The following is a 23,335-nucleotide window of genomic DNA, read 5'->3' as shown; positions in this document are numbered from 1 at the left end:
GGGGCGCCGTCAGGTGGCCGCGTTGCTGGCGGGCTCGGCCGACGACGTGCCCGGGCTGGCCAGCGTGATCGTGGGCTCATGGTGGGGCAGCCAGCCCGCCCACGCCGGGAACCAGCGCATCAGGTGGTACACCGCATAGCTGCGCAGCAGACGCAGTCCATTCCAATGGCTGGGCGCTGCAGCTTCGATCTGCTTGCAACTGGTGTCCATCAGGTGCGACAGGCGGCGGTGCAGGTGGGCGTTGAAGTCGCGGTCCTGGATGATCACGTTGGCCTCCAGGTTCAGCGACAGGCTCAACGGGTCGAGGTTGCTGGAGCCCACGGTGGACCAGTCCTCATCCACCAGCGCCACCTTGCCGTGCAGCGGGCGGTCGCAGTATTCGTACACCCGCACGCCCGCGCGTTGCAGGTGGTCGTACAGCAGGCTGGCTGCTGTCTTCACGATCGGCATGTCGGGCTGGCCTTGCAGGATCAGCCGCACGTCCACGCCCCGCTTGGCGGCCCGCCGCATCTCTCGGATGAAGCGGTAGCCCGGGAAGAAGTAGGCATTGGCAATCACCACCCGGCTGCGCGCCGCGCGCAGGGCCACGCGGTACTGGCGCTCAATGTCGCTGGTGTGCTGCTGGTTGTCGCGCGTCACAAACATGGCGTTGGCTGTGCCTGCGTGGGGGCGGCCGGTAATGTCTGTGGCGTGGGGGCGTTGGTGCGCGCTGCGGTCCAGCACCGCCTCGCGCGTGAAGCGGTGCATCTGCGCCACAACCGGGCCGCGTACCTGCACGGCGTAGTCCTGCTTGGCCTCGGGGCCGAAGTCGGCCATGTGGTCGGCTGAATAGTTGATGCCGCCGATAAAACCCAGCTGGCCGTCCACCACCACGATCTTGCGGTGCATGCGACGCAGCACGTTCAGCCGCTGCCCGAGAAAGCGGCGGCCCGGGTCAAAGATGCGAAAGCGCACACCGGCCTCAACCAAGCTGCCCACAAATGTGTCGGACAGGTCGGGCGAGCCAAAGCCATCCACCAGCACATGCACCTCGACACCGCGCTTGGCTGCGGCCAGCAGGGCGGCATGCAGTTCCTGCCCGATCTTGTCCTCGAACAGGATGAAGGTTTCCAGCATCACCTCGCGCCGGGCCTGGGCAATGGCGTTGAACACACGCGGGAAGAACTCCTCGCCGTTTTCCAGCAACTCGAAGTGGTTGCCCGGAACCCAGCGGGATGAGCGTGGCAGGCTGAAAGCAGGGCGCTTCATAGCAGGATCTCCGCCGCCAAAGGCGCATGGTCCGAGAGCTTGTCCCAGGGTTTTTTGGGCAGTGACAGCGGCGCATGCACAGCGGCGTTGCGCACGTAGATGCGGTCCAGCGCCAGCAGCGGCATGGAGGCTGGAAACGTGCGCACCGCACGGCCAAAGGCCTGCACAAACACCTCTTGCAGGCCCGCTTCGCGGTGCAGGATGTCGTGCGCGCGGTTGCGCCAGTCGTTGAAATCACCCGCCAGCACCACGGGCTCGTTGGCTGGGAAGCTGCGCAGCAGATCGCACACACGCAGCAGCTGCCGCTGTCGATGGGATTCCTGCAGGCCCAGGTGCACACAGACCGCATGCACCGGCAGGTGGTGGCCCGGCGGCTGCAACACGCAATGCAGCATGCCGCGCCGCTCGGGCCCGCTGATGGAGATATCGTGGTTCTCGTAGTGCGTGATCGGAAACTTGGACAACAGCGCATTGCCGTGGTCGCCGTTGTCATACACCGCATTGCGCCCGTAGGCGTATTGCGACCAGATGGTGTCCGCCAGAAACTCGTAGTGCGGCACCTGCGGAAAGTTGGCGAAGCGGCTGGCATGGCGGTGGTGCGTGCCCAGCACCTCCTGCAGAAACACCAGATCGGCTGCCACATCCCGCACGGCATCCCGCAGCTCATGCAGCATGAAACGCCGGTTGAAGGTGGTAAAGCCCTTGTGCACGTTCACGGTGAGCACCTTGAACGCGATGGGCTGGGGATCGGTAGCGGCGGTGGTGGCCATGGGCAGTCAAACAATCTTTGGAGTGGGTCCCCCGCGAAGCCGCCGCGGTGTGCGCAATGGCCACCAGGGGCAGGCCGAGGGATGACTTGATTGTTTGGGCTGCACTGCCTTGCCGCTGTAGGACGGCTGGCCGTGGTTTTGTGCTGCTGGGGACGAAAAAAATGGGGCCTGATAGCCCCATTTCGTACTGCAAAGTGCTGCACTGGCGGCAGCGGCGCTTAAGCCGGCAGGAAGCCTTCCACCGACAGGTAACGCTCGCCCGTGTCGTAGTTGAAGCCCAGCACCTTGGCGCCCGCAGGCAGCTCGGGCAGCTTTTGCGCAATGGCGGCGAGCGTGGCGCCCGACGAAATACCCACCAGGATGCCCTCTTCGCGCGCAGAGCGGCGTGCGTATTCGCGGGCCGGTTCGGCATCGACCTGGATCACACCGTCGAGCAGGCTGGTGTCCAGGTTCTTGGGGATGAACCCCGCGCCAATGCCCTGAATGGGGTGGGGCGACGGTGCGCCCCCCGAGATCACGGGCGACGCCGTGGGCTCCACCGCAAACACCTTCAGGTTGGGGAACTTGGCTTTGAGCACCCGCGCCACGCCGGTGATGTGGCCGCCCGTGCCCACGCCGGTGATCAGCACGTCGATGCCATCGGGGAAGTCCGCCAGGATCTCCTGCGCCGTGGTGCGCACATGCACATCGATGTTGGCGGGGTTCTCGAACTGCTGGGGAACCCACGCGCCGGGTGTCTGCGCCTGCAGTTCTTGTGCGCGGGCAATCGCGCCCTTCATGCCCTTCTCGCGCGGGGTCAGGTCAAACTGCGCGCCATAGGCCAGCATCAGGCGGCGGCGCTCGATGCTCATGCTGTCGGGCATCACGAGGATGAGCTTGTAGCCCTTGACGGCCGCCACCAGCGCCAGGCCAATGCCGGTGTTGCCCGAGGTGGGCTCGATGATCGTGCCGCCGGGCTGCAGGGCGCCCGATTTTTCGGCGTCTTCCACCATCGACAGTGCGATGCGGTCCTTGATGGAGCCGCCAGGGTTGCTGCGCTCGGACTTCACCCACACGTTGGCCGCCGGGCCAAACAGGCGGTTGATGCGCACGTGGGGCGTGTTGCCGATGGTTTGCAGAATGTTGTCAACTTTCATGGCGTCTCCTGTGAGGGGCAAAGAAGGGGGTTGATCCAATCCAGCCCTTCAGAACAAATCCGTTCGGGCTGAGTCTGTCGAAGCGGGGCGCGACGGCGGGCTCCTCCACAAACTCGGGCGAACGGGTTCGCGGGCTGGCATGGCGGTACCACGCGCATTCTGAACCAGTTGTTCTACTGCCTGGGTGATATGGATATACCCAAGGTATCTCTCAAAGCCGATACAGACCGGCTTACAGCAGCGGGCTGATCTCCACCAGCATGGCTTTGTCCACCGGCGTGATTTGCACCCGCACCGGCAGCCCCCGCGCAATCGTCTGTGCGTTGGTCGCAGTGTGCTGCGTCACCTCGGTACAGGTATAGCGCGCGGCCCGCCCGCTGCGCCACACCGCCAGGGCCAGCGGCAGCATCCACTGGTCGGCCAGGTGCGGACCTAAGGCACCCGCGCTGCGCTGGTAGTCGCGCACCTCATCCACCAGCCGCTTGGCAACCTGCTCGGCCGACAGGCTGCGCTCGCCCAACTGGCAGAACACCTCGGTGATGTGCTCGTACTCCAGCGTGGCGATCAACGCGTTGCCCGGGCCCTCGTTCTGGCGCGTTGGGGGTTGGCGCAGTCGGCCGGATTCAAAGGTCCAGCCCATGCGCTGCCCCAGCGCGTCCAGCTCCCGCGTGGCAATGTTGCGCGCCAGGCCCGGCACCAGTGCCTCGCCCCACGCGTCTTGCAGCGGGCCGCGCTCCAGCACATCCACGGGCGTCAACGGCAGCGCTGCGGGCGTGATGTGCGCCAGCAGCTCGCCACCCCCGGCGGGGTAGAAGCCGCGCCGCTGCAGTTGCAGATCCAGGCCCACGCCCAGCCGCCGCACCAGCGGTGCAAACGCCCGCTCCAGAAAGTCAAACGGCGGCGCCATCGGGTTGTGCGTGCCGCCCGAGAGTTGCACGCGGCTTTCTCCATCGGCCAGCATCAAGGCGGGCAACACCGTCTGCAGCACCAGCAGGCAACTGCCCGCCGTCGCGATCTGAAAGCGGTAGTCGCCTGCGCGCACGGCGCTGGGCGTGAACAACAGCGTTTGCGACCCCAGCTCGGCCCCGTCGGCCTGCCCACCGCACACGGCCATGGCCGCCTGCACGCAGGCCAGGTGCTGGCGCATCAGCCCCGGCTTGGGTCGCCCCGCACGGATGCGTGTGATGTGCAGCGGTCGGCCAGTGACCGTGGAAAGGGCCAGGCCGGTGCGAAGGATCTGGCCGCCGCCCTCGCCGGTGGAGCCGTCTAGACTCAAAATAAATTTGTCCATGTACCTAGTGTCCAGAGGACTTGGTATCAGCTTCGGCCGCGGCAAGATTTGAAAGAGCGCTATCGAGCTTTTGGAGATGCTCTTTCAGCAAGGACCGAGAGTGCTCTGCCTCGTCGCTCCACCACCATGGGAAAGACTGACTGTCACTCAGCGCTTTGACTGTAGTTGCTGCACTCTGGACCACGCAAATAACGTGCTCCTTGGAGACCAAGTGATGATTTGCTTGAAAGTGGATAAAGCTATTTCGCAGCTGATTCAACGCACCTATCCAATGATCTACTTCCTCGGTCAAGACTACGGTAAGGCTTTCATCGTGGTTTGCCTTTGCAGTTCTCTTAACGTCTGCGTAAAGCTCCATAAAGTAGTTCAAACGCACCTCCGGGTACTCACGGTTTAGTGTCTCGTCAGCTCGTTGCTCATCATGAGCTTTTAGCCAAGCCTTTGCATCTCTCTCGCGCCATGACGCTATCCCGTTGCCTTGGTTTAAGTAGCAGGACATAGCACCTTGTGCGGCGGAATGCGCTGCTGTCACGAACCATTTTGGTGAGCAGGCGATCCGATTCAGCCGCTCTGCTTGTTCCGCAGTCTGGGCTGTTGAGTCAATGACGTCATCCAGCATGCTTAGTTCGTAGTAGTTCATCGGTCACCCCTTCACACACACAACCTGCTTGAGCGTGTACACCACCTCCACCAGGTCTTCCTGCGCCGCCATCACCGCGTCGATGTTCTTGTATGCCATCGGAATCTCGTCGATCACGTCGGCATCCTTGCGACATTCCACACCTTCGGTGGCGGCAATCTGGTCGGCCACGGTGTACATCTTCTTGGCCTTGGTACGGCTCATGGTGCGGCCAGCGCCGTGGCTGCAGCTGTTGAAGCTCTCGGGGTTGCCTTTTCCGCGCACGATGAAACTTTTGGCCCCCATGCTCCCCGGGATGATCCCCAGCTTGCCTTGTTCGGCACTCACCGCGCCCTTGCGGGTCACGAAAACGTCTTGCCCGAAGTGCGTCTCGCGCTGCACGTAGTTGTGGTGGCAGTTCACGGCTTCCACGTGCGTTTCGAACGGCTTAGTGATCACCGTGCGCAGCGCGGCAATCACGCGGCCCATCATCACTTCGCGGTTGGCGGCGGCAAACTTTTGCGCCCACCCCACGGCCTTCACGTAGTCGCCGAAGTACTGCGCGCCTTCCTCGAAGTACGCCAGGTCCTTGTCCGGCAGGTTGCGTTGGTTCATCTCGGCGTCCTTCTTGGCCAGCTCGATGAAGTGGGTGCCGATGGCGTTCCCCACCCCGCGTGAGCCGGAGTGCAGCATCACCCACACGGACTGGTGTTCGTCCAGGCAGATCTCGATGAAGTGGTTACCCGTTCCCAGCGTCCCCAGGTGCTTGTAGTTGTTGGTGTTCTTGATGCGCGGGTGCGCCTCGCAAATTTCCTCGAACTCATCCACCAGCCCGGCCCAGGCGAGGTCGGTCTCGGCGGGCGGGGTGTCCCAGCTGCCTTTATCGCGGCCCATGCGTTTGGGCGTCATCCCCGCCGGCACCGCGCGTTCGATGGCGGCGCGCACGCCGGACAGGTTGTCGGGCAGGTCGCTGGCCGTCAGCGTGGTCTTGCACGCCATCATTCCGCACCCCAGATCCACCCCCACCGCAGCGGGGATGATGGCCTTGAGGGTGGGTACCACCGAGCCGATGGTGGCGCCAATCCCGAGGTGCACATCGGGCATCACCGCCACATGCTTGAAAACGATGGGCAGGCGCGCGATGTTGCGCAGCTGGTTGCGGGCTTCTTCTTCCACGGGCACGCCGTTGGTCCACATCTTCACGGGCACGCCGTTGGGGACTTCATATTGTTCGTAGTTGTTCATGTTTTTTCCTGTTCTGTTGTTCATCTTCAGCTGGCCATTGCATCAAAGACAGCTGCAATGCGTTCGGTCAGCGGGTAGTGGATCTGGCCGCATTTGGCGCATGCCGGGCGCCAGTCGGCGGGTGTCCCGTCCTCTGTCAGCTTCAATAGCTTGTGTGCCCACGCGGCTTTGACTTGCGGATCATTCAGCCATGCCTGCATGGCGGCATGAAAGGGCGCCTCGGCAAACGCGTTGGAGATCGCTCCGCCATTCGTCCAGTATTCCCAGTAATAGGAATCTACAAAGTTCAGCGTCGCCGCTTCGCGGTCGTCTGCCAACCAGTCGCCCAGCAAGGGCTGTATGGATACTCCGGCGTAGTCCCACATCAGCAGGATGCTGAATGCGTGCTCTCCCTGGAAAAGGCCGTCGCTGTCCGGCTCCCACTGCGCCAGGCCCTCGGCGAAGAATGCCCGTGCATAACCCAGCACGGCAGCCCTCTCGTCAGATGCGTAGGCATCGGCAAGGCAACGCCCCAGCCGGTCGAGATAGATCTCGGTGGAGTGGTGCAATCGGGCTCCTTGCGCCAGCAATTCCAGCATGCGAGGCAGGTAGTACTTGATCTCGTCAGCGGGCTGTACCTGGCTCTTGGCAGAGTCGTTGTATTGATAAAAGTGTTCCCGCGTCAGTTGGCGCAGCGGCAGGCATCGCATCTCGCGCTCCAGTTCGGCATCCATGCAGCAGCCGGTGCAGACATCCAGCAGCCCATGCGGTGCCTGGTATTTCGCAAAGGTCTGGTAGACCGCCTGTGTGGCGGCTTCCAGAGGCATTGCAGCAGTCGTTGGTTTCTTTTTCATGGTTCTCTTTCAGCGCATCTTCACCAGGCCGTTCAGCACCTGATCCAGTCCGCCAAACACCGAGATCTTGTCGATCCGTTCAGCCACGCGTTCCAGCGTCTCCAGCTCCTTCATGCGCAGGGCGACGGGGTTGTCCTCCATCACCTTTGCCGTGTTGAGCAGCGAGCGCGTAGCGGCAGTCTCTTCGCGGCGGCGGATCACGTTGGCCTGGGCCTGTTTCTCCGCCTGCACCACCTGGGTCAGGATGGTTTTCATCTCGCCGGGCAGCACGATGTCCTTCACGCCCACGCTTTCCATCACCATGCCAAAAGGCATGAGCTTGGTAGCCATGTGCGCGGTCACCACGTCGTCGATCACCGTCTTGTTCTCCAGCAGCTCATCGAGCGTGCGGGTGCCCACGGCGGCGCGCAGCGCAAACTGCAGTTCGCGGTACAGGTGGTCGGCAGGCTTTTGCAACTGGGCAAAGGCACGCAGCACATCGGTGTAGCGAAAGGTGGCAGACAGATTCAGCCGCAGGCTCACCTTGTCGCGGGTCATGATGTCCTGGCCCGATACCTCCACGGCTTGCAGGCGCAGGTCCACCAGCTCCACGGCGATGGTGCGGCCGTACTTCCAGAACGCATAGGCGCCTGCAGGCAGCAGCCGATCCACTTTGCCGTCGATGGTGAGCAGCGCGCACTGGCCCTCGGGCACCTGCACCTGCAGCACGCCGGTCAATCCGGTCACGCTGCGCTGGCGCATTTGTGTGTGCGTGAGGCGCGCCACCAGGGCGGCGGGCAGCTCGGGGCCAGCGTCGAGGTCGATCACCTGCACGTTCACCTCCACCAGGCCTTTCCAATAAAGGCGGCGGGTGCCAGGGGGCAGCACCTCGACCAGCACGCCGTTTTCGCTGCGCAGGCCCACTTGCTGCTCCGACAGGTTCACTTGCACGAATTCGGCAGCCACCACGGCAGGCTCCTGCGCCATCAGGTAGTCGGCCAGGCCGTGGGTGAACGCAGGTTGTTCGAGGGCGAAGGTCTCTACCCGCAACTGGTCCATGCCGGCAAACAGCCAGTAGGTGCCGCTTTGGAGCACGCGGTCAAAGCTGCCGTTGCGCAGCAGCAGGGCGCGTTCGTTTTTCTTCACGGTCACTCGTTCGATCAGCTTCATCATTTTTCTTCTCCTTGTTCTGTCGTTGTCGTTACTTCTTCGTTGTCGTTGCAATCAGGGTGCCGTTACAGCGATGGCGGGGTGCCAGGGGGCACAGCCAGGGCCCTGCAGTGCGCCGTGGTTGCTGCCCTGCAAGCAGGGCGGCAGCGTGGCTGGCTGCGGGCGCGGGCTGTGCCGGGTGCTGGCACAAACCGCCACCGGCTGACGGGGTCTTGCCTTGCGGTTGCGTCCAAAAGAGGCGCAACCCTGGGGCAACTCCCCGCGTTCGGCGGGTGGTCTTTCGACCGTTTCTCAGTTCCAACCCTTCGGTCGGATGAATGGGCAGGAGTCGAACCTGCTACAGCCCTCTTGCGAGGGTGCTCTACCAATGAGCTACCAATGGAGGCAAGCCGGGAGTCGAACCCGGCACCCCTTTCGGGATGGCTACCACTGCCGTGCCGTTACCCAGCGCTCACGGTGTGCGGCATGCGGGGAATCGACAGGGCCTTGAGAGCCCGGATTCCCTGCACCGGCGGGGCGAACGTTGGTCCTAACCCCGGCCTGTGAGCGGTCACCGCCTGCGCTGTATGTCTTATCTATTGCCAGATGTGTGCCAGCCTGATTTTTGTCGGTTGAATTTCTTCAAGTCGTTGATTTGTATAGAGAAATTCATCCGTAAGATTTTTTGCTTCTTAGGTGAATTTGAAATTAATAGAATTAAAGCTAGCTAAATAGATGAACAGCATGCGCAAAAACAAAGTCGTGATCGGTTTCCTTGGCACCCAGCTCGACTCCGGCCGGGGCGCGGGGCGGTGGGAGAAGTGGCGCCCCACCGTATCGCTGGTGCAACATGAGGACGTGGTGATCGAGCGGCTGGAGCTGCTCTACACGCCGCCCCACCAGGACTTGGCGCAACAGGTGCGCGCGGACATGGTGATCGCGTCCCCCGAGACCACGGTGAACCTGGTACTCCTGCCCATTGCCGACCCGTGGGACTTTGGCGAGGTGTATGCCAAGCTGTTTGACTGGGCGCAGGCCTACCGCTTCGACACCGAGCGCGAGGAATACTGGACCCACATCACCACCGGCACCCACGTGGCGCAGATCTGCCTGTTCCTGCTGGTGGAGTCGCGCCGCATTCCGGGCGTGCTGGCGCAGACCTCGCCGCCCAAGCGCCAGCAGATGGGCGACCCGGGCAGCTACACGCTGATCGACCTGGACCTCTCGCGCTACGACGTGATCGCGCAGCGCTTTGGCGCCGAGCAGCAGGACGCGGTGCAGTTCCTCAAAAGCGGTATTGCCACGCGCAACGCGCGCTTCAACGCGCTGATCGACGAGGTGGAGCGAGTCGCGGTGCGCTCGCGCGCGCCCATCCTGTTCACCGGGCCCACGGGCGCGGGCAAGTCGCACCTGGCGCGGCGCATGTACGAGCTGAAGAAGGCGCGCCACCAGGTCGAGGGCGAATTTGTGGAGGTGAACTGCGCCACGCTGCATGGCGACGGCGCGGCATCCACGCTGTTCGGCCACAAAAAGGGCGCTTTCACGGGCGCGGCAGCCGACCGTGCGGGGTTGCTGCGCACGGCGCACAAGGGTGTGCTGTTCCTCGACGAGATTGGCGAACTGGGCCTGGACGAGCAGGCCATGCTGCTCAAGGCTGTGGAAGAAAAACGCTTCTACCCCATGGGCAGCGACCGCGAGGTAGCCAGCGACTTCGAGCTGATCGCCGGCACCAACCGCGACCTGCGCGCCGAGGTGGCGGCCGGGCGCTTTCGCGAAGACCTGTATGCGCGCATCAACCTCTGGAGCTATGTGCTGCCCGGCCTGGCGCAGCGGCATGAAGACATCGAACCTAATGTGGACCACCAGCTGGCCCGCGCAGGCGCCGAGCTGGGCCGCAGCGTGCGCTTTTCCAACGAGGCGCGCGCGGCCTACCTGCGCTACGCCCAGTCGCCCGAGGCGCTGTGGACCGGCAACTTCCGCGATCTGGCGGCCAGCGTGACGCGCCTGGCCACGCTGGCCGACAGCGGCCGCATTGGCCTGTCCCTGGTCGAGGCCGAAATGGCCCGCCTGCGCTGGCTGTGGCAACCCGCCAGCGATGCGCGCAACGGTTTGGCGTCCGCGCCCGGCGTGTGGGGCCGTGACGATCTTGCGGACCTGTTGGGTGAGGAAGCGGTGGGAACCATGGACCTTTTTGATCAGCTGCAGCTGGCGGCGGTACTGCAGGTGTGCCGCAATGCCCGCACCCTGTCGGACGCTGGGCGGCAACTGTTCCAGGCCTCGCGCACGCAGCGCACGGTGGTCAACGACGCGGACCGGCTGCGCAAGTACCTGGCGCGGTTTGGGCTGGATTGGGATCGCGTCGCGGCCGCTGGGCGATAATCCACCCCGTGAAGCGCGCCAGACCGCCGCTGGTGCAATCTGGGAAACCAGGCACTGGAGGAACGTCCGGACTGCACAGGACAGCGTAGCAGCTAACGGCTGCCCACCGTGAGGTGAGGATCAGAGCAACAGAGACGAGTCCCGGGGGAGTGCCGCAAGGCAAACCACCGGGGGTGAAACGGGCAATCTCTACGCGCAGCAATACCAAGTAGGCCAACGTTGATGTGGTTCCGCAGAGTTGGCGGGTAGGTAGCACCGAGCCGTGGTGGCGACACCCGGCCCAGATTAATGGCGGTCACACTGCGGGCAACCGTGGTGCACAGAATCCGGCTTATCGGCGCGCTTCACACTTTATTTCCCATCCCCGGTTTCCCCACCGCGGTTCCCAGGCCCTTCGCGCCTCAAGCTCTGCCGATGGCGGGAATAAGCCGGCCTTGCCCAGCAAGGGGCGGGGGCTGGCTCAGTTTTTCGTGCAATGGGGCGCATGCCCCTTTTCCAGCTCGCTGGCTCGCGCCACGGTGTCGGGGTGGCTGCTGAGCAGCGACCACACGGGATGCGAGGCCATCTCTTCTGCCGTCTTGCGCTGGCGCGCGCGTTCGGGGCTGCTGGCGCCGGGGTCTGCCTTGGGTGCAGCCGTCTTGTCCTGGCCTGCTTTCTCTTGTTCTTTCTTGTTGTTTTCTTCTTCCTCTTCGTTGTGGGCAATGGCCAGCAGCAGCTTGCCCATGGGCGCCGTGGGCAGGGCCGTGTGGTTCATGAGGGCGATGGCGTAGCAGTCAGCTTCGCGTTCGTGGCTGCGGCTGTAGGCCAGGCCGGTGAGCACCGATGCGCCTGTGGACACCACCGTCGACACGTCCCCGAGCGCCAGGCCCAGGCCCATGTTGAGCACGCCTTGTTCGACCACCATGCGCGTGGTGTGGCGGTACACCACATGGCCGATCTCGTGGGCCAGCACGCCCACCAGGGCGTCGTCGGGCAGGCCCTGGTCGGTCGCTGCTTTCACGATGCCGTCGGTCATCACGATCTTGCCACCGGGCAGGGCAAACGCATTGGCGCCCATGCCTGATCGGAACTCCAGCGACAGCGGCGGACGGTAGTCGGGGTAGCGGTGCATGGTTGTGGGCGTCTGCTGCACCAGGGCGTCAAAGCGGGCCTTGAGCTGCTCCTGCCGCTCCTTGGGGAGCTTGCTGGGCTTCAAGGTGCCGTCGTCCATTTGCTTGAGCACGTTCTCGGCCACGCTGGTTTCCCAGCCCAGGGGCACAAAGCGGGTGAGCTGTGTGGCGGCCCAGGGCGTGCCATAGCGGTAGAACAGCGTGAGGCCGATGACGGCGGCAGCCGTTACACCCAGCAGTACGGGCCAGCGGGTCTGCATCCGCTGGGCCAGGCCGGGGCGTTCGCCAGCGGCTGCGAGGGCGGCACGCCAGTCGCTCACGGCATCGATCTCCAGGCTGCCGTGGTCCCGTAGGTCCACGACCACCCGGGGCTGGGGCTTGTGTTCGTTCCAGGCCTCCGGCCAGCCCACGTCCTTCCAGGCGAACACGACCGGCTCGGCGCCCGGCTGTGAGAGCGGGTGCAGCACCAGCGACGGGCCCTGCGGCGTGGGCCGCAGGCTCACCATCACGGGGCGGGCTCTGCTGCTCTGGCCGTCGAACCAGCGTCCTTGGAGCAGGTCTGTGTTCACGGGGGCGGGCATGCTCAACCGATGAGGTCCAGGCCTGCCGCATCGGCCAGCGCATCGCCCAGGCCGCCCTGTTGCTGGCGCACCATGGCGCCCGCAACCTGTTCGACGCCGCCCTTGACGTGCAGGGTGACGGATTCGCATTTCATGCGGTATTCACTCACCCGCGCAAACGGGCGGTAGAGGCCGAGCGTGAGCAGGGTGAGCAGCATGTTCTTGATGCGCAGCCCCACGTAGCTGCCGCTCTTGAGGTGGCACTTGAACCGTGCCACATGGCTCACGCCGATGTTGTTCCACATGAGCTGGAACATGCGCGCCTCGCGGTAGGCGCGGGCGGGGGCCGAAGCCAGGATCAGCATGAAGATGCCCGCGATGATGGACACGATGATCACCAGAATCATCCACAAGCCCATGCGGCTGCTCTGACCGGCGAACAGGGCGATGGAGCTGCCGGCCAGCACGCCAATCAACACCGAGAACCCCACCACGGTCAGCACGAAAACGGCCACCGTGGCCAGCCACACCTTGACGAAATCCATGTACACCGGCTTCCAGCGGCCTTTTTCGGCGCCTACCTGGGCCTTGAGCACCAGCAGGCTCTTGTAGTTGTATTCCAGGCGGATGAAGCACAGCACGGTCAGCACCAGGCCCAGCAGCAGCAAAGCGCCCATGGCCGGGGTGAACGAAGGCATCTTGGGGTTGGCGGCTTCGTCCTCCACCTCCTGCAAGACGTCGGCCAGTTCGGGCGAGAGGATCTGCATGCCAAAAAACACGCCAAACCACACCAATGCCAGCGCAAACAGGGGCCAGCTCGCGAGGTAGACCTCTTTCCAGTGGGCGGTGAACTGCAGGCGCAGGCCGCGCCAGCGCGTGGCGCCCAGCCGAAAGCGCATGGCACTGCCCCAGATCAGCGGCGAGAGCACGGCGCCCGTCAGCAGCAAGACGCCCACGGCAGCATCCTGCCCCGTGTTGGCCGCGATGTTGTAGGCCAGGGTGATGAGCATCAGCAGCACGAAGCCCATCACCATCTTGCGCTGCTGCGCAGTGAATTCGAGCGGGCTGCCCGCCACCAGCGTGTGGCTGTAGAAGTATTGCGCCGTGCGGCGCCTGGCCCAGGGGGTGTAGATGCCCAGCGTGACGATGGACAGCAGCACGTTGACGATCCACACCCGGAAGTATTCGCCCCCGCTGCCCGTGAACTCCATCGGGTGTGCATCGATGTTCTGCGGCATGAACGTAGACATCGGCCCCGCAGCGCTGTCTCTGTCTGATGAAACTTGGCTCATGAACTCCCTCCTGTTTGCCGCGCAGTGTAGCAGCGGTCAGTGGAAGAAAAATTTATGCCAAATTGGCATCTGGCGCCTTTCCAACAAGCGCTGGCAGCTATGAGTTTGATAGCTGCGAACTTGTCGCTTGGAAGCTGGGGCTTACCGTTCGGGCCGAGCATGTCCAAGCTTGGCACCGTGCTTCGACAAGCTCAGCGTGAACGGTTTGGGTTGGTCTGATACCGAACCCGTCGGCAGGGTCGCCAAGCGGACGGTCGCACCGACGTAGCCACGGGACGCGCGGCCAGACCAGTGCCACCGTGGAACTGGCTTTGCCAGGCCACCGGTGGCGTCCCCCCGGGGGGGACGGCGCCGAAGGCGACTCAGGGGGGATTCAAAATCTTTCCCAAGGCTGCAAATACCGCCACTGCCCTTCAGGCACCTTCGCCAGCGGCACGCGGCCGATGCGGATGCGCTTCAAGGCCACCACGGCCAGGCCCACGGCCTCGCACATGGCCGGGATCTGGCCGGGGCGGATGCCCTTGAGGGCAAAGCGCAGCTTGGTCTCGTTTTGCCAGCTCACCTTGATGGGCGGCAGCGGGCGGTCGTTGAACGAGAGGCCGTGGCACAGGCGCTGCAGCCCGTTCGGTGCAATGTCGCCTTTCACCTCCACGATGCATTCCTGCTCCAGCGACTCGATGTCTTCCGCCAGCTTGCGCGCGATGCGCTTGTCCTGCGTATAGACCACCAAGCCACTGGCCTCGGTGGGCAGCGGGGTGAAACATTCCAGCTGCTTGAAGTGGCGCTGCAGCACGCGGATGCCTGAGGCGTCCTCAGGCAGGTGGGATGCCGGGCCCAGCAGGGTGGTGGCCGCAGTGGCGCCCTGGCTGCGGCTGGCGTGGGCCGCCTGCCCGGCGGGCAGACCCAGGCCCGCTTCAAACCCCACTGGCTTGTGTAGCAGCAAGGTCACCGGGGTCAACTCCAGCAGGCTGGCGTCTGGCGCCACCGTCACGGCCTGGTCGGGGCGCACGCGTGCGCCGGGGGCTTCCACCACCTGGCCGTCCACGCTCACAAAGCCGCCTTCGACGAACTGCTCGGCCGTGCTGCGCGAGCAGTTCAGTTGGTCGGCCACACGCTTGGCCAGGCGGATGTGGGAGGGGTCGGGGTTCTTGTCGGTCATGGGGTGAGGAAGGTAGGCATTCGCCTATGGGAATCGAAGGGACAAATGCGTGATTGTCGGCGGTGCCTTCAATACGGGTGCTGCCGCATGCCAGTGCCTTGGTGGAACAGGCTTTGCCGGGCCACTGGTGGCGTCCCCCTGAGGGGGAAGGCGCGTAGCGACTCAGGGGGCATCAATTGTTCCCGGGCTGTTGTGCTCGAATGCGCTCCACATGCGCCAGGAGCGAGCGCTGCGCAACGGGCCACATGCGCGGCGGCACGTCGGCGTAGGCGTGCCGCACCCAGTCTTCCATGCTGCCCTGGGGCAGCGCCTGCATGGCGGCCAGCACCTTGGCCTCGCGTGCCAGGCGGTGGGACTTGAGCTTGGCGATGGCGCCACGGGCATTGCCCAGAACATAACCGTGCGCAGGCAGGATGAACTCCACGCCATGCTCGGCGCACACGGCGTCGAGCTTGTCCAGCGAATCGAGGTAGTCGGCCATGTTGCCGTCAGGTGGGTCCACCACCGTGGTGCTGCCGTTCAGGATATGGTCGCCGCTGAAGAGCAGGGCGTCTTCCACCAGCAGCAGGCACAGGTGGTTGGCGGCGTGGCCCGGGGTGTGGATGACCTGCAAAGTATGGGTAATATTGCCCTCTGGCGCTTGTCCATCAAGCGCGAGTAGCTCATTATTTTGTAGCGATCTGTCGGGTGTGAATGTGCTGGCCGTGCGCGCGGTGGGCGCCGAGGGCAGGCCCAGGATGGGGGGCCGGGCTTTGCCCGCCTGCACACACAGTGCCTGCAGCGGCGCGGCGCCCGGCGAGTGGTCGGGGTGCGAATGGGTGCACGCGATCATGCGGATGTCACCGCCCGCGGCGCGCCAGAGCTTGTCTAGGTGTTCGGGGTCTGCCGGGCCGGGGTCGATGGCGATGTAACCCGTGGCCGGGTCGCCCACCAGGTAGCTGTTGGTGCCGGGGCCGGTCATCACGCCGGGGTTGGGGGCGGTCAACCGCTGTACGTTGCGCAGCAGCGGCACGGGGCGCTCGGTTTGCCAGTCCAGCGGATGCACGATCTGGCCGTCGGGGCACACCAGGGCCAGTTCGCCGTAGGGCTGGTCGCTTTCCATGTACCGCGCTTCCTTGCCCGCCAGCGTGCCCGCGCGCGGGCAACTGGTCCACAGGGGCAGCTCGTGGGCCAGCATGTCAAACACGGCCTGGGTGGTGGCAAACGTGGCCAGCCGCTGCAGTGTGCGGATGGTCGGAAAGATCATGAAGAACTGCCCCGCCTCATGCCGCGCCAGCGCATCGGCCGGGCGCACCCAGACGGGCTCGAACTGCTCGGCCTCGTCAGCCACAGGCTCCTGGCCCTCGGGCATGCGAGCGACGAGAAATGGCACGTCGAAGCGGCGCGGCAGGTCGCGGTCGGTGATCCAGTGGGCCAGCATGAAAACGCTGTCGGCCGCCAGCCGCAGGCCGCGCGCGGTGCATTGCGCCACAAACGGCTGGTGGCGGTCGATGGCGGCGATGTCCTGCGCATCGGCCATCAACCCCTTGCGGGGGCCGTCGGCATGGCGGGCCAGCAGCACACCCAGTTCTTCAAAACTCTCACGGATGGCGGCGATGGCCTGGGTGAGGTGCAGATCGCTTTGTGTGGGGCGGCGGTCGGCGGCGGTGTGTGATTGCGCATCCAGCGCATCGATGCCCCCGCCCGGGAACACATAGGCACCCGGTGCAAAGCTGGCCTTGTCGGAGCGCCGGGTCATGAGGACTTCGATGCCTCCCGCATTGCCGGGTGCATCGCGCAGCAGCAGCACAGTGGCGGCCAGGCGGGTGGCTACAGGTTCGCGGTAGGGGTGCAGTTGTTGGCTGGTGCGGGGCATCGGGCCATTATCGAGGGGAGGCGCGCCGTGTGCACACGTCCCACTTCGGTACGGCCCATGGGCCGTACTACGGCGGATGTGCTGGGTTTGACCACTCAGCGCAACGCCCGCAGCTGCTGCAGGCGCAGCAGCACCGCATCAATGACGGCGTTGGCGCCTTCCACGTCGCAGCTCCACAGCATCTCCAGCAGTTCGATCAGCGCGATGGCGTTGGTCTCCTGCAGTGCCGCCTGGGCAGCTGCCTGAAGGTTGTGCGCGCCCAGATCGTCCAGAACGTTGACGGTTAATCCCATGAGGTACTCCCTGTTTTTTTAAGGAGGTCCATCGTAGGTGCGCGGCGGCCGTGCGGCGGGCTGGTCGGCATGATCAATATCAAGGGCGGGCGAGAAAGAAAGCGACAGTGCGCACCCCCTCCTCGCTCAACCGCGTGCCGGAATTGCCAGACCCCTGATCACCGGAGGGCGTGCCACAAACACGTCCAGCACGCGCTGCACGTCGGTGAACTGGCCAAACTCCACGAGGTCGCCCGCGCCGTAGAAACCAATCAGGTTGCGCACCCAGGGCAGGATGGCGATGTCGGCAATGGTGTACTGGTCGCCCATCACCCACTGGCGGCCTGTCAGGCGCTGGTTCAGCACGCCCAGCAGGCGCTTGGATTCGGCCACGTAGCGGTCACGCGGGCGCTTGTCTTCATAGTCCTTGCCCGCAAACTTGTGGAAGAAGCCGAGCTGGCCGAACATCGGGCCCAGGCCGCCCATCTGCCACATCACCCACTGGATGGTTTCGTAGCGCGCAGCGGCCTCCTGCGGGATCAGCTGGCCGGTTTTCTCGGCCAAGTACAACAGGATGGCGCCGGATTCGAACAATGCCAGCGGCTGGCCGTCCGGGCCGTTGGGGTCCAGGATGGCGGGGATCTTGTTGTTGGGGTTGAGCGACAGGAACTCGGGCGAGGTCTGGTCGTTGGTGTCAAAGCTCACCAGGTGGGGTTCATAAGGCAGGCCCAGCTCTTCGAGCGCAATCGACACCTTCACGCCGTTGGGCGTGGGCAGCGAATACAGCTGGAGGCGGTCGGGGTGCTGGGAGGGCCATTTGTGGGTGATGGCGAAGGCGGAAAGATCGGGCATCAAAGAGTCCTTGGCGGGTGGCAGCCAGTGCGGCGCCCAAAGAGCGCAAGCCTAATGGGGCCGTGAAACCGGCGCTGCCTGAGGTTATTGGCGGCCCACCGACGATAATCTGACGGATGCAGATTCGCTTTACCAAAATGCAGGGCGCGGGCAACGATTTCGTGGTGCTCGACGAAACGCAGGGCCGCCTGGGGCTCAGCACCGCCCAATACCGTTTTCTGGCCGACCGCCACTTCGGCGTGGGGGCCGACCAGATCCTCACCGTGCGTCCTTCGCCCGCTGACGGTATCGACTTCGAATACGTGATCCACAACGCCGATGGCGGGGAGGTGGAGCAGTGTGGCAACGGCGCCCGCTGCTTTGCGCGCTTTGTGCACGACAAAGGCCTGTCGGGCAAAGACACCCTGCGGGTGCAGACCCAAAGCGGCGTGATTGCCCCCCGTCTCACGCCCGATGGCCGTGTCACCGTGGACATGGGTCGCCCGCAGTTCGATCCCGCGCAGGTACCGTTCGATGCCAGCGGCCTGAGCCCTGTAGAGCAAGGATCAGGGAAAAAATGGCCTCTAGCGCTGGATGGTAAAGCGCTAGCAGCTACTGTTTTGATAGCAGTTGTCTCCATGGGCAACCCCCACGCCGTGCAACTGGTGGACAACGTGGATACCGCCCCCGTCGCCGAAGCGGGCCCTTTGATCGAGCGCCACGCGCGTTTTCCGCAGCGCGTGAACGCAGGCTTTTTGCAGATCGTGGACCGTACCCACGTGCGGCTGCGCGTGTTCGAGCGCGGTGCTGGTGAGACCCTGGCCTGCGGCACGGGCGCCTGCGCCGCCGTGTCGGCCGGCATCCGCCTCGGCCTGCTCGATAACGAGGTGCATGTGGACACGCGCGGCGGCCGCCTCACCATTGCCTGGAGCGGTGCCGACACCGATTCCGTTTTCATGACAGGCCCCGCCACCACGGTGTTCGAAGGCCAGATCGATATTCCTGACACCCTCCTATGACGTCCCACATCCCACCGATCACCGAAGACGACATCGCCCAGTTCCTCACCAACACGCCGGGCTTTTTCGAACGCCATGCCGAGGTGCTGGCTAGCGTGCAGATCACCAGCCCCCACGGCGCGCGCGCCGTGAGCCTGCAGGAGCGCCAGGCCGAAATGCTGCGTGAAAAGATCAAGGGCCTGGAGCAGCGCATCATGGAAATGGTGCGTAACAGCACCGAAAACGCTGCCATTGCCAACAAGGTCCACCAATGGACCGGCAGCCTGCTGCAGGTGCGCGACCCGTTCGACCTGCCCCAGGCCGTGGTGGATGGTGTGCGCACCCTTTTCGACGTGCCCCAGGCGGCGGTCCGCGTGTGGGAGGTGGCCGCGCCGTACATCGACGCCGACTTCACCCAGGGCGCCAGCGAAGACGCCCGCGCGTTCGCCTCGTCGCTCACCATGCCGTTCTGCGGCCCCAACCTGGGTTTCGAGCCCGCCGCCTGGCTGGCCAACGAGGCGGGCGAGCCCGCCCAGTCGCTGGCTCTGCTGCCGCTGCGCGCAGGCGCCATCGACAGCGCCACGCCCGCCTTTGGCCTGCTGGTGCTGGGCTCGCAAGACCCGCAGCGTTTTGATGCCACGATGGGCACCGAATTTCTGTCGCGCATGGCAGAACTCGCCAGCGCCGCATTGCTTCGTCTGAAGTAGCCAGACGGCCAGCGGCCGCTCTGCGGCGGCTCAGCCACGGTCACCATGTCTGACACGCCCACTGCGCCCACCACGCTCGACCCCCACGTCCTGCGCTACCTGGAGCACGTGCGCGTCGAAAAGCGGCTGGCAGCGCGCACGCTCACGCTCTACACCCTGGACCTTGAAAAGCTCGCGCAGTTTGCGGCGGCGGTCAGCGTGCCGCTGCTGCAGCTGCAGACCGCACACATCCGCCGTTTTGTCGCGCAGATGCACAGCGGCGGGCGCAGCGGGCGCGGCATTGCGCTCATCCTCTCGGGCTGGCGCGGTTTTTTCATCTGGGCTGGGCGGCAGGGGCTGATTCCGCACAACCCGGTGCAGGACGTGCGCGCCCCCAAGGCGCCCAAGCCACTGCCCAAGGCGCTGGGCGTCGATGACGCCGTCCGGCTGGCCGAATTCGACAACACCGGCGCCGACCCCTGGCTGGAGGCGCGCGATGCGGCGATGGTCGAGCTGCTCTACGGCTGCGGCCTGCGCGTGGGTGAACTGGCGGGGCTCGACGCCATCCCCAATGCCGACACCCAGCGCCAGGGCCGGGGCTGGGTCGATCTGCAAGCGGGTGAGGCCCATGTGTTCGGCAAAGGCAGCAAGCGCCGCAGCGTGCCCGTGGGGCGCGCGGCCACCGCAGCGCTGCAGACTTGGCTGCTACTGCGGGCCACGCCCTTCGGCGGTGAAGGATCGGCGAGGCTTGACACCGCACTGTTCGTCGGCCAGCGCGGCAAGCGGCTCACGGCACAGTCGATCTGGTTGCGCCTGCGCCAGCGCAGCCAGCAGGCGGGGCTGACCACGCCGGTGCACCCGCACATGCTGCGCCACTCCTTTGCCAGCCACCTGCTGCAAAGCAGCGGCGACCTGCGTGCGGTGCAGGAGCTGCTGGGCCACGCCAACATCACGACCACGCAGGTCTACACGCGCCTCGATTTTCAGCACCTGGCCAAGGTGTATGACGCGGCGCATCCCCGAGCTAGAAAAAAGCCCCCCTGAGCGGCTGCGCTGCTTCCCCCAAGGGGGACGCACCTGGTGGCCCGGCAAAGCCGGTTCCACGGGTGCACTGGAATTGGCTGCGCTCAAAGCAAGCGTTGGGGGAGATCCGCAATGGCCGGTCTCACGGAACCAAGTTGCAACAGGGCGCATCCGAGCAGAGCGCTTGCTTTGAAGCTACTTGGAGTTGTCGTCATGCTGCTGAAATGGATCAAATCGAACCGTGGGTTCATCGTGCTGCTGCTGTGTTTCGGCATCTTCCGCACGGCGGTGGCCGACTGGAACCCCATCCCTTCGGGGTCCATGCGCCCCACGCTGCTCGAAGGCGACGTCGTTTTTGTCAACCGCCTGGCCTACGATCTGAAGCTGCCGCTGACCAATGTGGTGCTCGCCCGCCTGGGCGAGCCCGAGCGGGGCGATGTGGTCACCTTCTCGTCGCCGCGCGATGGCACGCGGCTCATCAAGCGCATTGCGGCGTTGCCCGGCGACACTGTGGAAATGCGCGACGAGGTGCTGTACCTCAACGGCGAGGCGGCGCGCTATGACGCGCCCGAGGCGGTGACCGAAACCCTGCTGGAATGGGGCGCCCAGGTGCCAGCCACCCGCTGGACGGAGCACCTGCAGGGCCACGAGCGCCGTGTGCAGTGGCTGCAGGGCGTGACCGCGCACCGCAGCTTCGGCCCGGTGACGGTGCCCGAGGGCGAATACCTGGTGCTGGGCGACAACCGCGACAACAGCGCCGACTCACGCTACATCGGGTTTGTGCCGCGCCACCTGCTCATCGGCCAGGCGCGCCGGGTGCTGGTGTCGGCCGACATCCTTGACAATTGGGCCCCGCGCCTGGGGCGTTTCGGTCACGCGCTTTGATTCGGCGTGAGCGCTGAACCGCGTTGTGCGGTGGGCGCTGAGAGGCATCGTGGCCACGTCCGCTACTCGGGCAGCGCTTCACTTTCGCCTTGATTGGTCGCATGCAAGCATGGGGTAGAGCTCGCTGGAGGCGTGAGGGACGGGGGCTGCTGACCCCGCATTCAGAGGGAATAACTCTGGAGCTTGCGGCCGCCTTAGGTAGCAGATTGTCAACAAGTGTTGCATTTTGGTGGCTATTGTCGCTTTGCGTAACGCCTCCCCCTATGATCGCGGCCACACTTTTGAGCCTGCCCCGATCTATGCGCTTCCCCGGTTCTCTGCTGCGTCCCCCGACCTTGTCTGCCGTGCTGATGGGTGCGGCTTCTTTGCTGAGCGGCTTTAACGCTGGCGCTCAGACTCTGGACGTATACCTTTCACCGCCCGGTGAACAGAACACGACGCGATCGGGCGCCATTGTTGAAACCTTCTCGGATGCAGCGGGGGCAATTGGTGCGACGGGGAGTTTTGCCATCGGGGCTTGGACGGGTGCCACCGGGGGTGTCAACCGCACTGCGGCTGACCAGTATGGTGGCGCAGATGGGACAGGGAACTACCTTGCTATAGGAAACGGCAACCAAGTCACCATCACCCTGATTGGCGACCGGAAGTACGTTGGATTCTGGTGGTCGGCGGGCAACGCCGGCAACACCATCGAGTTCTATGACGACACCAACACCTTGTTGGCGCAGTTCACGACGAACTCGCTGACAACGCTGCTGGGTGGGGGCGGCAACATCACGGCGATCGATGGCAATTCGTACGCCAAGGCGGACTACTTTGGCAACCCCAATCCGCCTGCGGGTCGCAATACAGGAGAGCCCTATGGCTACATCAACCTGTTGCTGCGGGGGGCCAGCGTCAATTTCAGAACCATCGTTGTCCGCCACGCTGGAGGAGGGGGCTTCGAGCTGGACAACCTGGCCGTGACCGATGCAGCCACGGTGCCAGGCACCTGGGTGGATGTTGGAACCGTGACGGTGACCTTGCCGCCTGGAGCCATCGGCGCTGTGGACGACACGGCCACCACCCCGTTCAACACCCCTGTGCCGGGCAATGTGGCCACCAACGACACGACCGTGGCTGGCTCCACTTTTGCCGTGGTTGCGACACCCGCCAACGGCTCTGTGGTGCTCGATCCATCCACGGGGGCCTACACCTACACGCCGCAACCTGGTTTTTCAGGCCAGGATACGTTCACCTATCAACAGTGCAAGCCAGCACCTGATCAGGCAACCTGCGTCCCCGCTACGGTCACAGTGACCGTCGGCCCGAATGCGGTAGATGACAATGCAGGCCCCGCCACCCAAGGGGTGCCGTTCAATGCTTCGGTCACGGGCAATGATTCCGCCCCGGTGGGTTCCACGTACGCGGTGCTCGCGAGCACCGCCAACGGCACCCTGAATCTGAACAGCGCGACGGGTGCCTATACCTACACGCCGAATGCTGGCTTCAGCGGGACCGACACATTCACCTACCGGGTGTGCCTGCCTGCTCCGAACGCGGCTCTTTGTGACGATGCGACGGTGCAAATCTCGGTGGTTGCGCAGGTGCCCCCCGTGGCCCTGTCCGTGTCCGTTGCGGGCGTGCCGACCATTGGGCAACCCGCCACAGGCAACTACACCTACACGGACGCCAATGCAGACGTGCAGGGTGCGTCCACCTTCCGCTGGGTGCGTAGCCCCAGCAACAGCGTGGCGGCAGGAACGAATGTCGCCACAACGATGGGGTATACCCCGGTGGCAGGCGATATGGGCAACTTCCTGTTTTTCTGTGTGACGCCAGTGGCCGCTACCGGGGCCACGCCGGGTCTGGAAGTGTGTTCGCCGGCAAGCCAGATCGGGTTTGCGTCACCCATTCCTACGCTGTCCCAGTGGGGGATGATCATTTTGTCGATTCTGATGGGCTGTTTCACCACGGCCTTTGCACGCCGTCGCCGCTGATGCATAACCAATGAACTACTGCGGTGTCGGTGTATCG

The 23,335-nt window shown here is 64.6% G+C and carries 20 protein-coding genes, 1 tRNA gene and 1 other RNA gene; 7 read left to right on the top strand and 15 right to left on the bottom strand.

Features of this window, described 5'->3' with window-relative positions:
- Positions 1-9 precede the first annotated feature (9 nt).
- The 9 genes from clsB to ACQ4MJ_RS17225 form a co-directional block, all read right to left on the bottom strand.
- Positions 10-1,248, bottom strand: coding sequence for a cardiolipin synthase ClsB (gene clsB, locus ACQ4MJ_RS17265; protein ID WP_431151859.1), 1,239 nt, complete (start codon positions 1,246-1,248; stop codon positions 10-12).
- Complete coding sequence (locus tag ACQ4MJ_RS17260) at positions 1,245-2,018, bottom strand: endonuclease/exonuclease/phosphatase family protein (protein ID WP_121507563.1); 774 nt, start codon at positions 2,016-2,018, stop codon at positions 1,245-1,247. The genes clsB and ACQ4MJ_RS17260 overlap by 4 nt, the downstream gene beginning before the upstream one ends.
- A 218-nt stretch (positions 2,019-2,236) precedes the next feature.
- Positions 2,237-3,154 (bottom strand): cysteine synthase A, encoded by a 918-nt coding sequence (cysK, locus tag ACQ4MJ_RS17255; protein ID WP_055399638.1) that lies wholly within the window; start codon positions 3,152-3,154, stop codon positions 2,237-2,239.
- A 232-nt stretch (positions 3,155-3,386) separates the two neighbouring features.
- The gene (rtcA, locus tag ACQ4MJ_RS17250; protein WP_426306422.1) at positions 3,387-4,445 is read right to left on the bottom strand and encodes an RNA 3'-terminal phosphate cyclase; all 1,059 of its coding nucleotides are present in this window, start codon (positions 4,443-4,445) and stop codon (positions 3,387-3,389) included.
- A 4-nt stretch (positions 4,446-4,449) separates the two neighbouring features.
- The gene (locus ACQ4MJ_RS17245) at positions 4,450-5,085 is read right to left on the bottom strand and encodes a hypothetical protein (protein WP_147433294.1); all 636 of its coding nucleotides are present in this window, start codon (positions 5,083-5,085) and stop codon (positions 4,450-4,452) included.
- A gap of 3 nt (positions 5,086-5,088) precedes the next feature.
- Positions 5,089-6,309: an RtcB family protein gene (locus ACQ4MJ_RS17240; protein WP_431151861.1), complete on the bottom strand. Its 1,221-nt coding sequence runs from the start codon at positions 6,307-6,309 to the stop codon at positions 5,089-5,091.
- 26 nt (positions 6,310-6,335) lie between these two features.
- The gene (locus tag ACQ4MJ_RS17235) at positions 6,336-7,142 is read right to left on the bottom strand and encodes a hypothetical protein (RefSeq protein WP_431151862.1); all 807 of its coding nucleotides are present in this window, start codon (positions 7,140-7,142) and stop codon (positions 6,336-6,338) included.
- A gap of 9 nt (positions 7,143-7,151) precedes the next feature.
- Positions 7,152-8,291, bottom strand: coding sequence for a slipin family protein (locus ACQ4MJ_RS17230; RefSeq protein WP_431153052.1), 1,140 nt, complete (start codon positions 8,289-8,291; stop codon positions 7,152-7,154).
- Between the two features lie 313 nt (positions 8,292-8,604).
- Positions 8,605-8,668, bottom strand: a tRNA-OTHER gene (locus ACQ4MJ_RS17225).
- Between the two features lie 346 nt (positions 8,669-9,014).
- On the opposite strand from ACQ4MJ_RS17225, the gene rtcR reads away from it, so the two are divergent.
- Together rtcR and rnpB are read left to right on the top strand one after the other, a co-directional pair.
- Complete coding sequence (gene rtcR / locus ACQ4MJ_RS17220) at positions 9,015-10,649, top strand: RNA repair transcriptional activator RtcR (RefSeq protein ID WP_431151863.1); 1,635 nt, start codon at positions 9,015-9,017, stop codon at positions 10,647-10,649.
- Between the two features lie 10 nt (positions 10,650-10,659).
- An RNA gene (gene rnpB, locus ACQ4MJ_RS17215) (RNase P RNA component class A) lies at positions 10,660-10,999 on the top strand.
- Between the two features lie 110 nt (positions 11,000-11,109).
- Here the strand turns inward: rnpB and ACQ4MJ_RS17210 are convergent.
- The 6 genes from ACQ4MJ_RS17210 to ACQ4MJ_RS17185 all read right to left on the bottom strand — a co-directional run bounded on the left by ACQ4MJ_RS17210 (position 11,110) and on the right by ACQ4MJ_RS17185 (position 17,748).
- On the bottom strand, positions 11,110-12,339 hold the full coding sequence (locus ACQ4MJ_RS17210; RefSeq protein WP_431151864.1) for a M48 family metallopeptidase: 1,230 nt from the start codon (positions 12,337-12,339) through the stop codon (positions 11,110-11,112).
- 2 nt (positions 12,340-12,341) lie between these two features.
- Entirely contained in the window at positions 12,342-13,610 is a 1,269-nt protein-coding gene (locus ACQ4MJ_RS17205; protein ID WP_431151865.1) for a YjgN family protein, read from the bottom strand.
- Positions 13,611-13,983: 373 nt separating this feature from the next.
- Positions 13,984-14,769 carry an rRNA pseudouridine synthase gene (locus tag ACQ4MJ_RS17200; protein ID WP_431151866.1) on the bottom strand — a complete coding sequence of 262 codons (786 nt, stop codon included), beginning with the start codon at positions 14,767-14,769 and terminating at the stop codon, positions 13,984-13,986.
- Between the two features lie 172 nt (positions 14,770-14,941).
- A complete protein-coding gene (locus ACQ4MJ_RS17195; protein WP_431151867.1) occupies positions 14,942-16,624 on the bottom strand; it encodes an MBL fold metallo-hydrolase in 1,683 nt (560 codons plus the stop codon).
- 95 nt (positions 16,625-16,719) lie between these two features.
- Positions 16,720-16,917 (bottom strand): hypothetical protein, encoded by a 198-nt coding sequence (locus ACQ4MJ_RS17190; RefSeq protein WP_055399614.1) that lies wholly within the window; start codon positions 16,915-16,917, stop codon positions 16,720-16,722.
- Between the two features lie 126 nt (positions 16,918-17,043).
- Positions 17,044-17,748, bottom strand: a complete 705-nt coding sequence (locus tag ACQ4MJ_RS17185; RefSeq protein WP_431151868.1) for a glutathione S-transferase N-terminal domain-containing protein — start codon at positions 17,746-17,748, stop codon at positions 17,044-17,046.
- Between the two features lie 116 nt (positions 17,749-17,864).
- Here ACQ4MJ_RS17185 and dapF point away from each other — a divergent pair, with 116 nt between their 5' ends.
- From dapF to ACQ4MJ_RS17160, 5 genes are all read left to right on the top strand, one after another.
- A complete protein-coding gene (dapF, locus tag ACQ4MJ_RS17180; RefSeq protein ID WP_431151869.1) occupies positions 17,865-18,746 on the top strand; it encodes a diaminopimelate epimerase in 882 nt (293 codons plus the stop codon).
- Positions 18,743-19,432: a DUF484 family protein gene (locus ACQ4MJ_RS17175; RefSeq protein WP_055399608.1), complete on the top strand. Its 690-nt coding sequence runs from the start codon at positions 18,743-18,745 to the stop codon at positions 19,430-19,432. The genes dapF and ACQ4MJ_RS17175 overlap by 4 nt, the downstream gene beginning before the upstream one ends.
- Positions 19,433-19,477: 45 nt before the next feature.
- Positions 19,478-20,455 (top strand): tyrosine recombinase XerC, encoded by a 978-nt coding sequence (locus ACQ4MJ_RS17170; protein WP_431151870.1) that lies wholly within the window; start codon positions 19,478-19,480, stop codon positions 20,453-20,455.
- A gap of 192 nt (positions 20,456-20,647) precedes the next feature.
- The gene (gene lepB / locus ACQ4MJ_RS17165) at positions 20,648-21,319 is read left to right on the top strand and encodes a signal peptidase I (protein WP_431151871.1); all 672 of its coding nucleotides are present in this window, start codon (positions 20,648-20,650) and stop codon (positions 21,317-21,319) included.
- 299 nt (positions 21,320-21,618) lie between these two features.
- A complete protein-coding gene (locus ACQ4MJ_RS17160) occupies positions 21,619-23,298 on the top strand; it encodes an IPTL-CTERM sorting domain-containing protein (protein ID WP_431173655.1) in 1,680 nt (559 codons plus the stop codon).
- Positions 23,299-23,335: the final 37 nt, after the last annotated feature.

This window comes from Acidovorax facilis, assembly GCF_050626955.1.
GTDB classification, from domain to species: domain Bacteria; phylum Pseudomonadota; class Gammaproteobacteria; order Burkholderiales; family Burkholderiaceae_C; genus Acidovorax; species Acidovorax facilis.
Note: the sequence above shows the minus strand (reverse complement) of the source record. Positions and strands in the feature narration are given on the sequence as shown.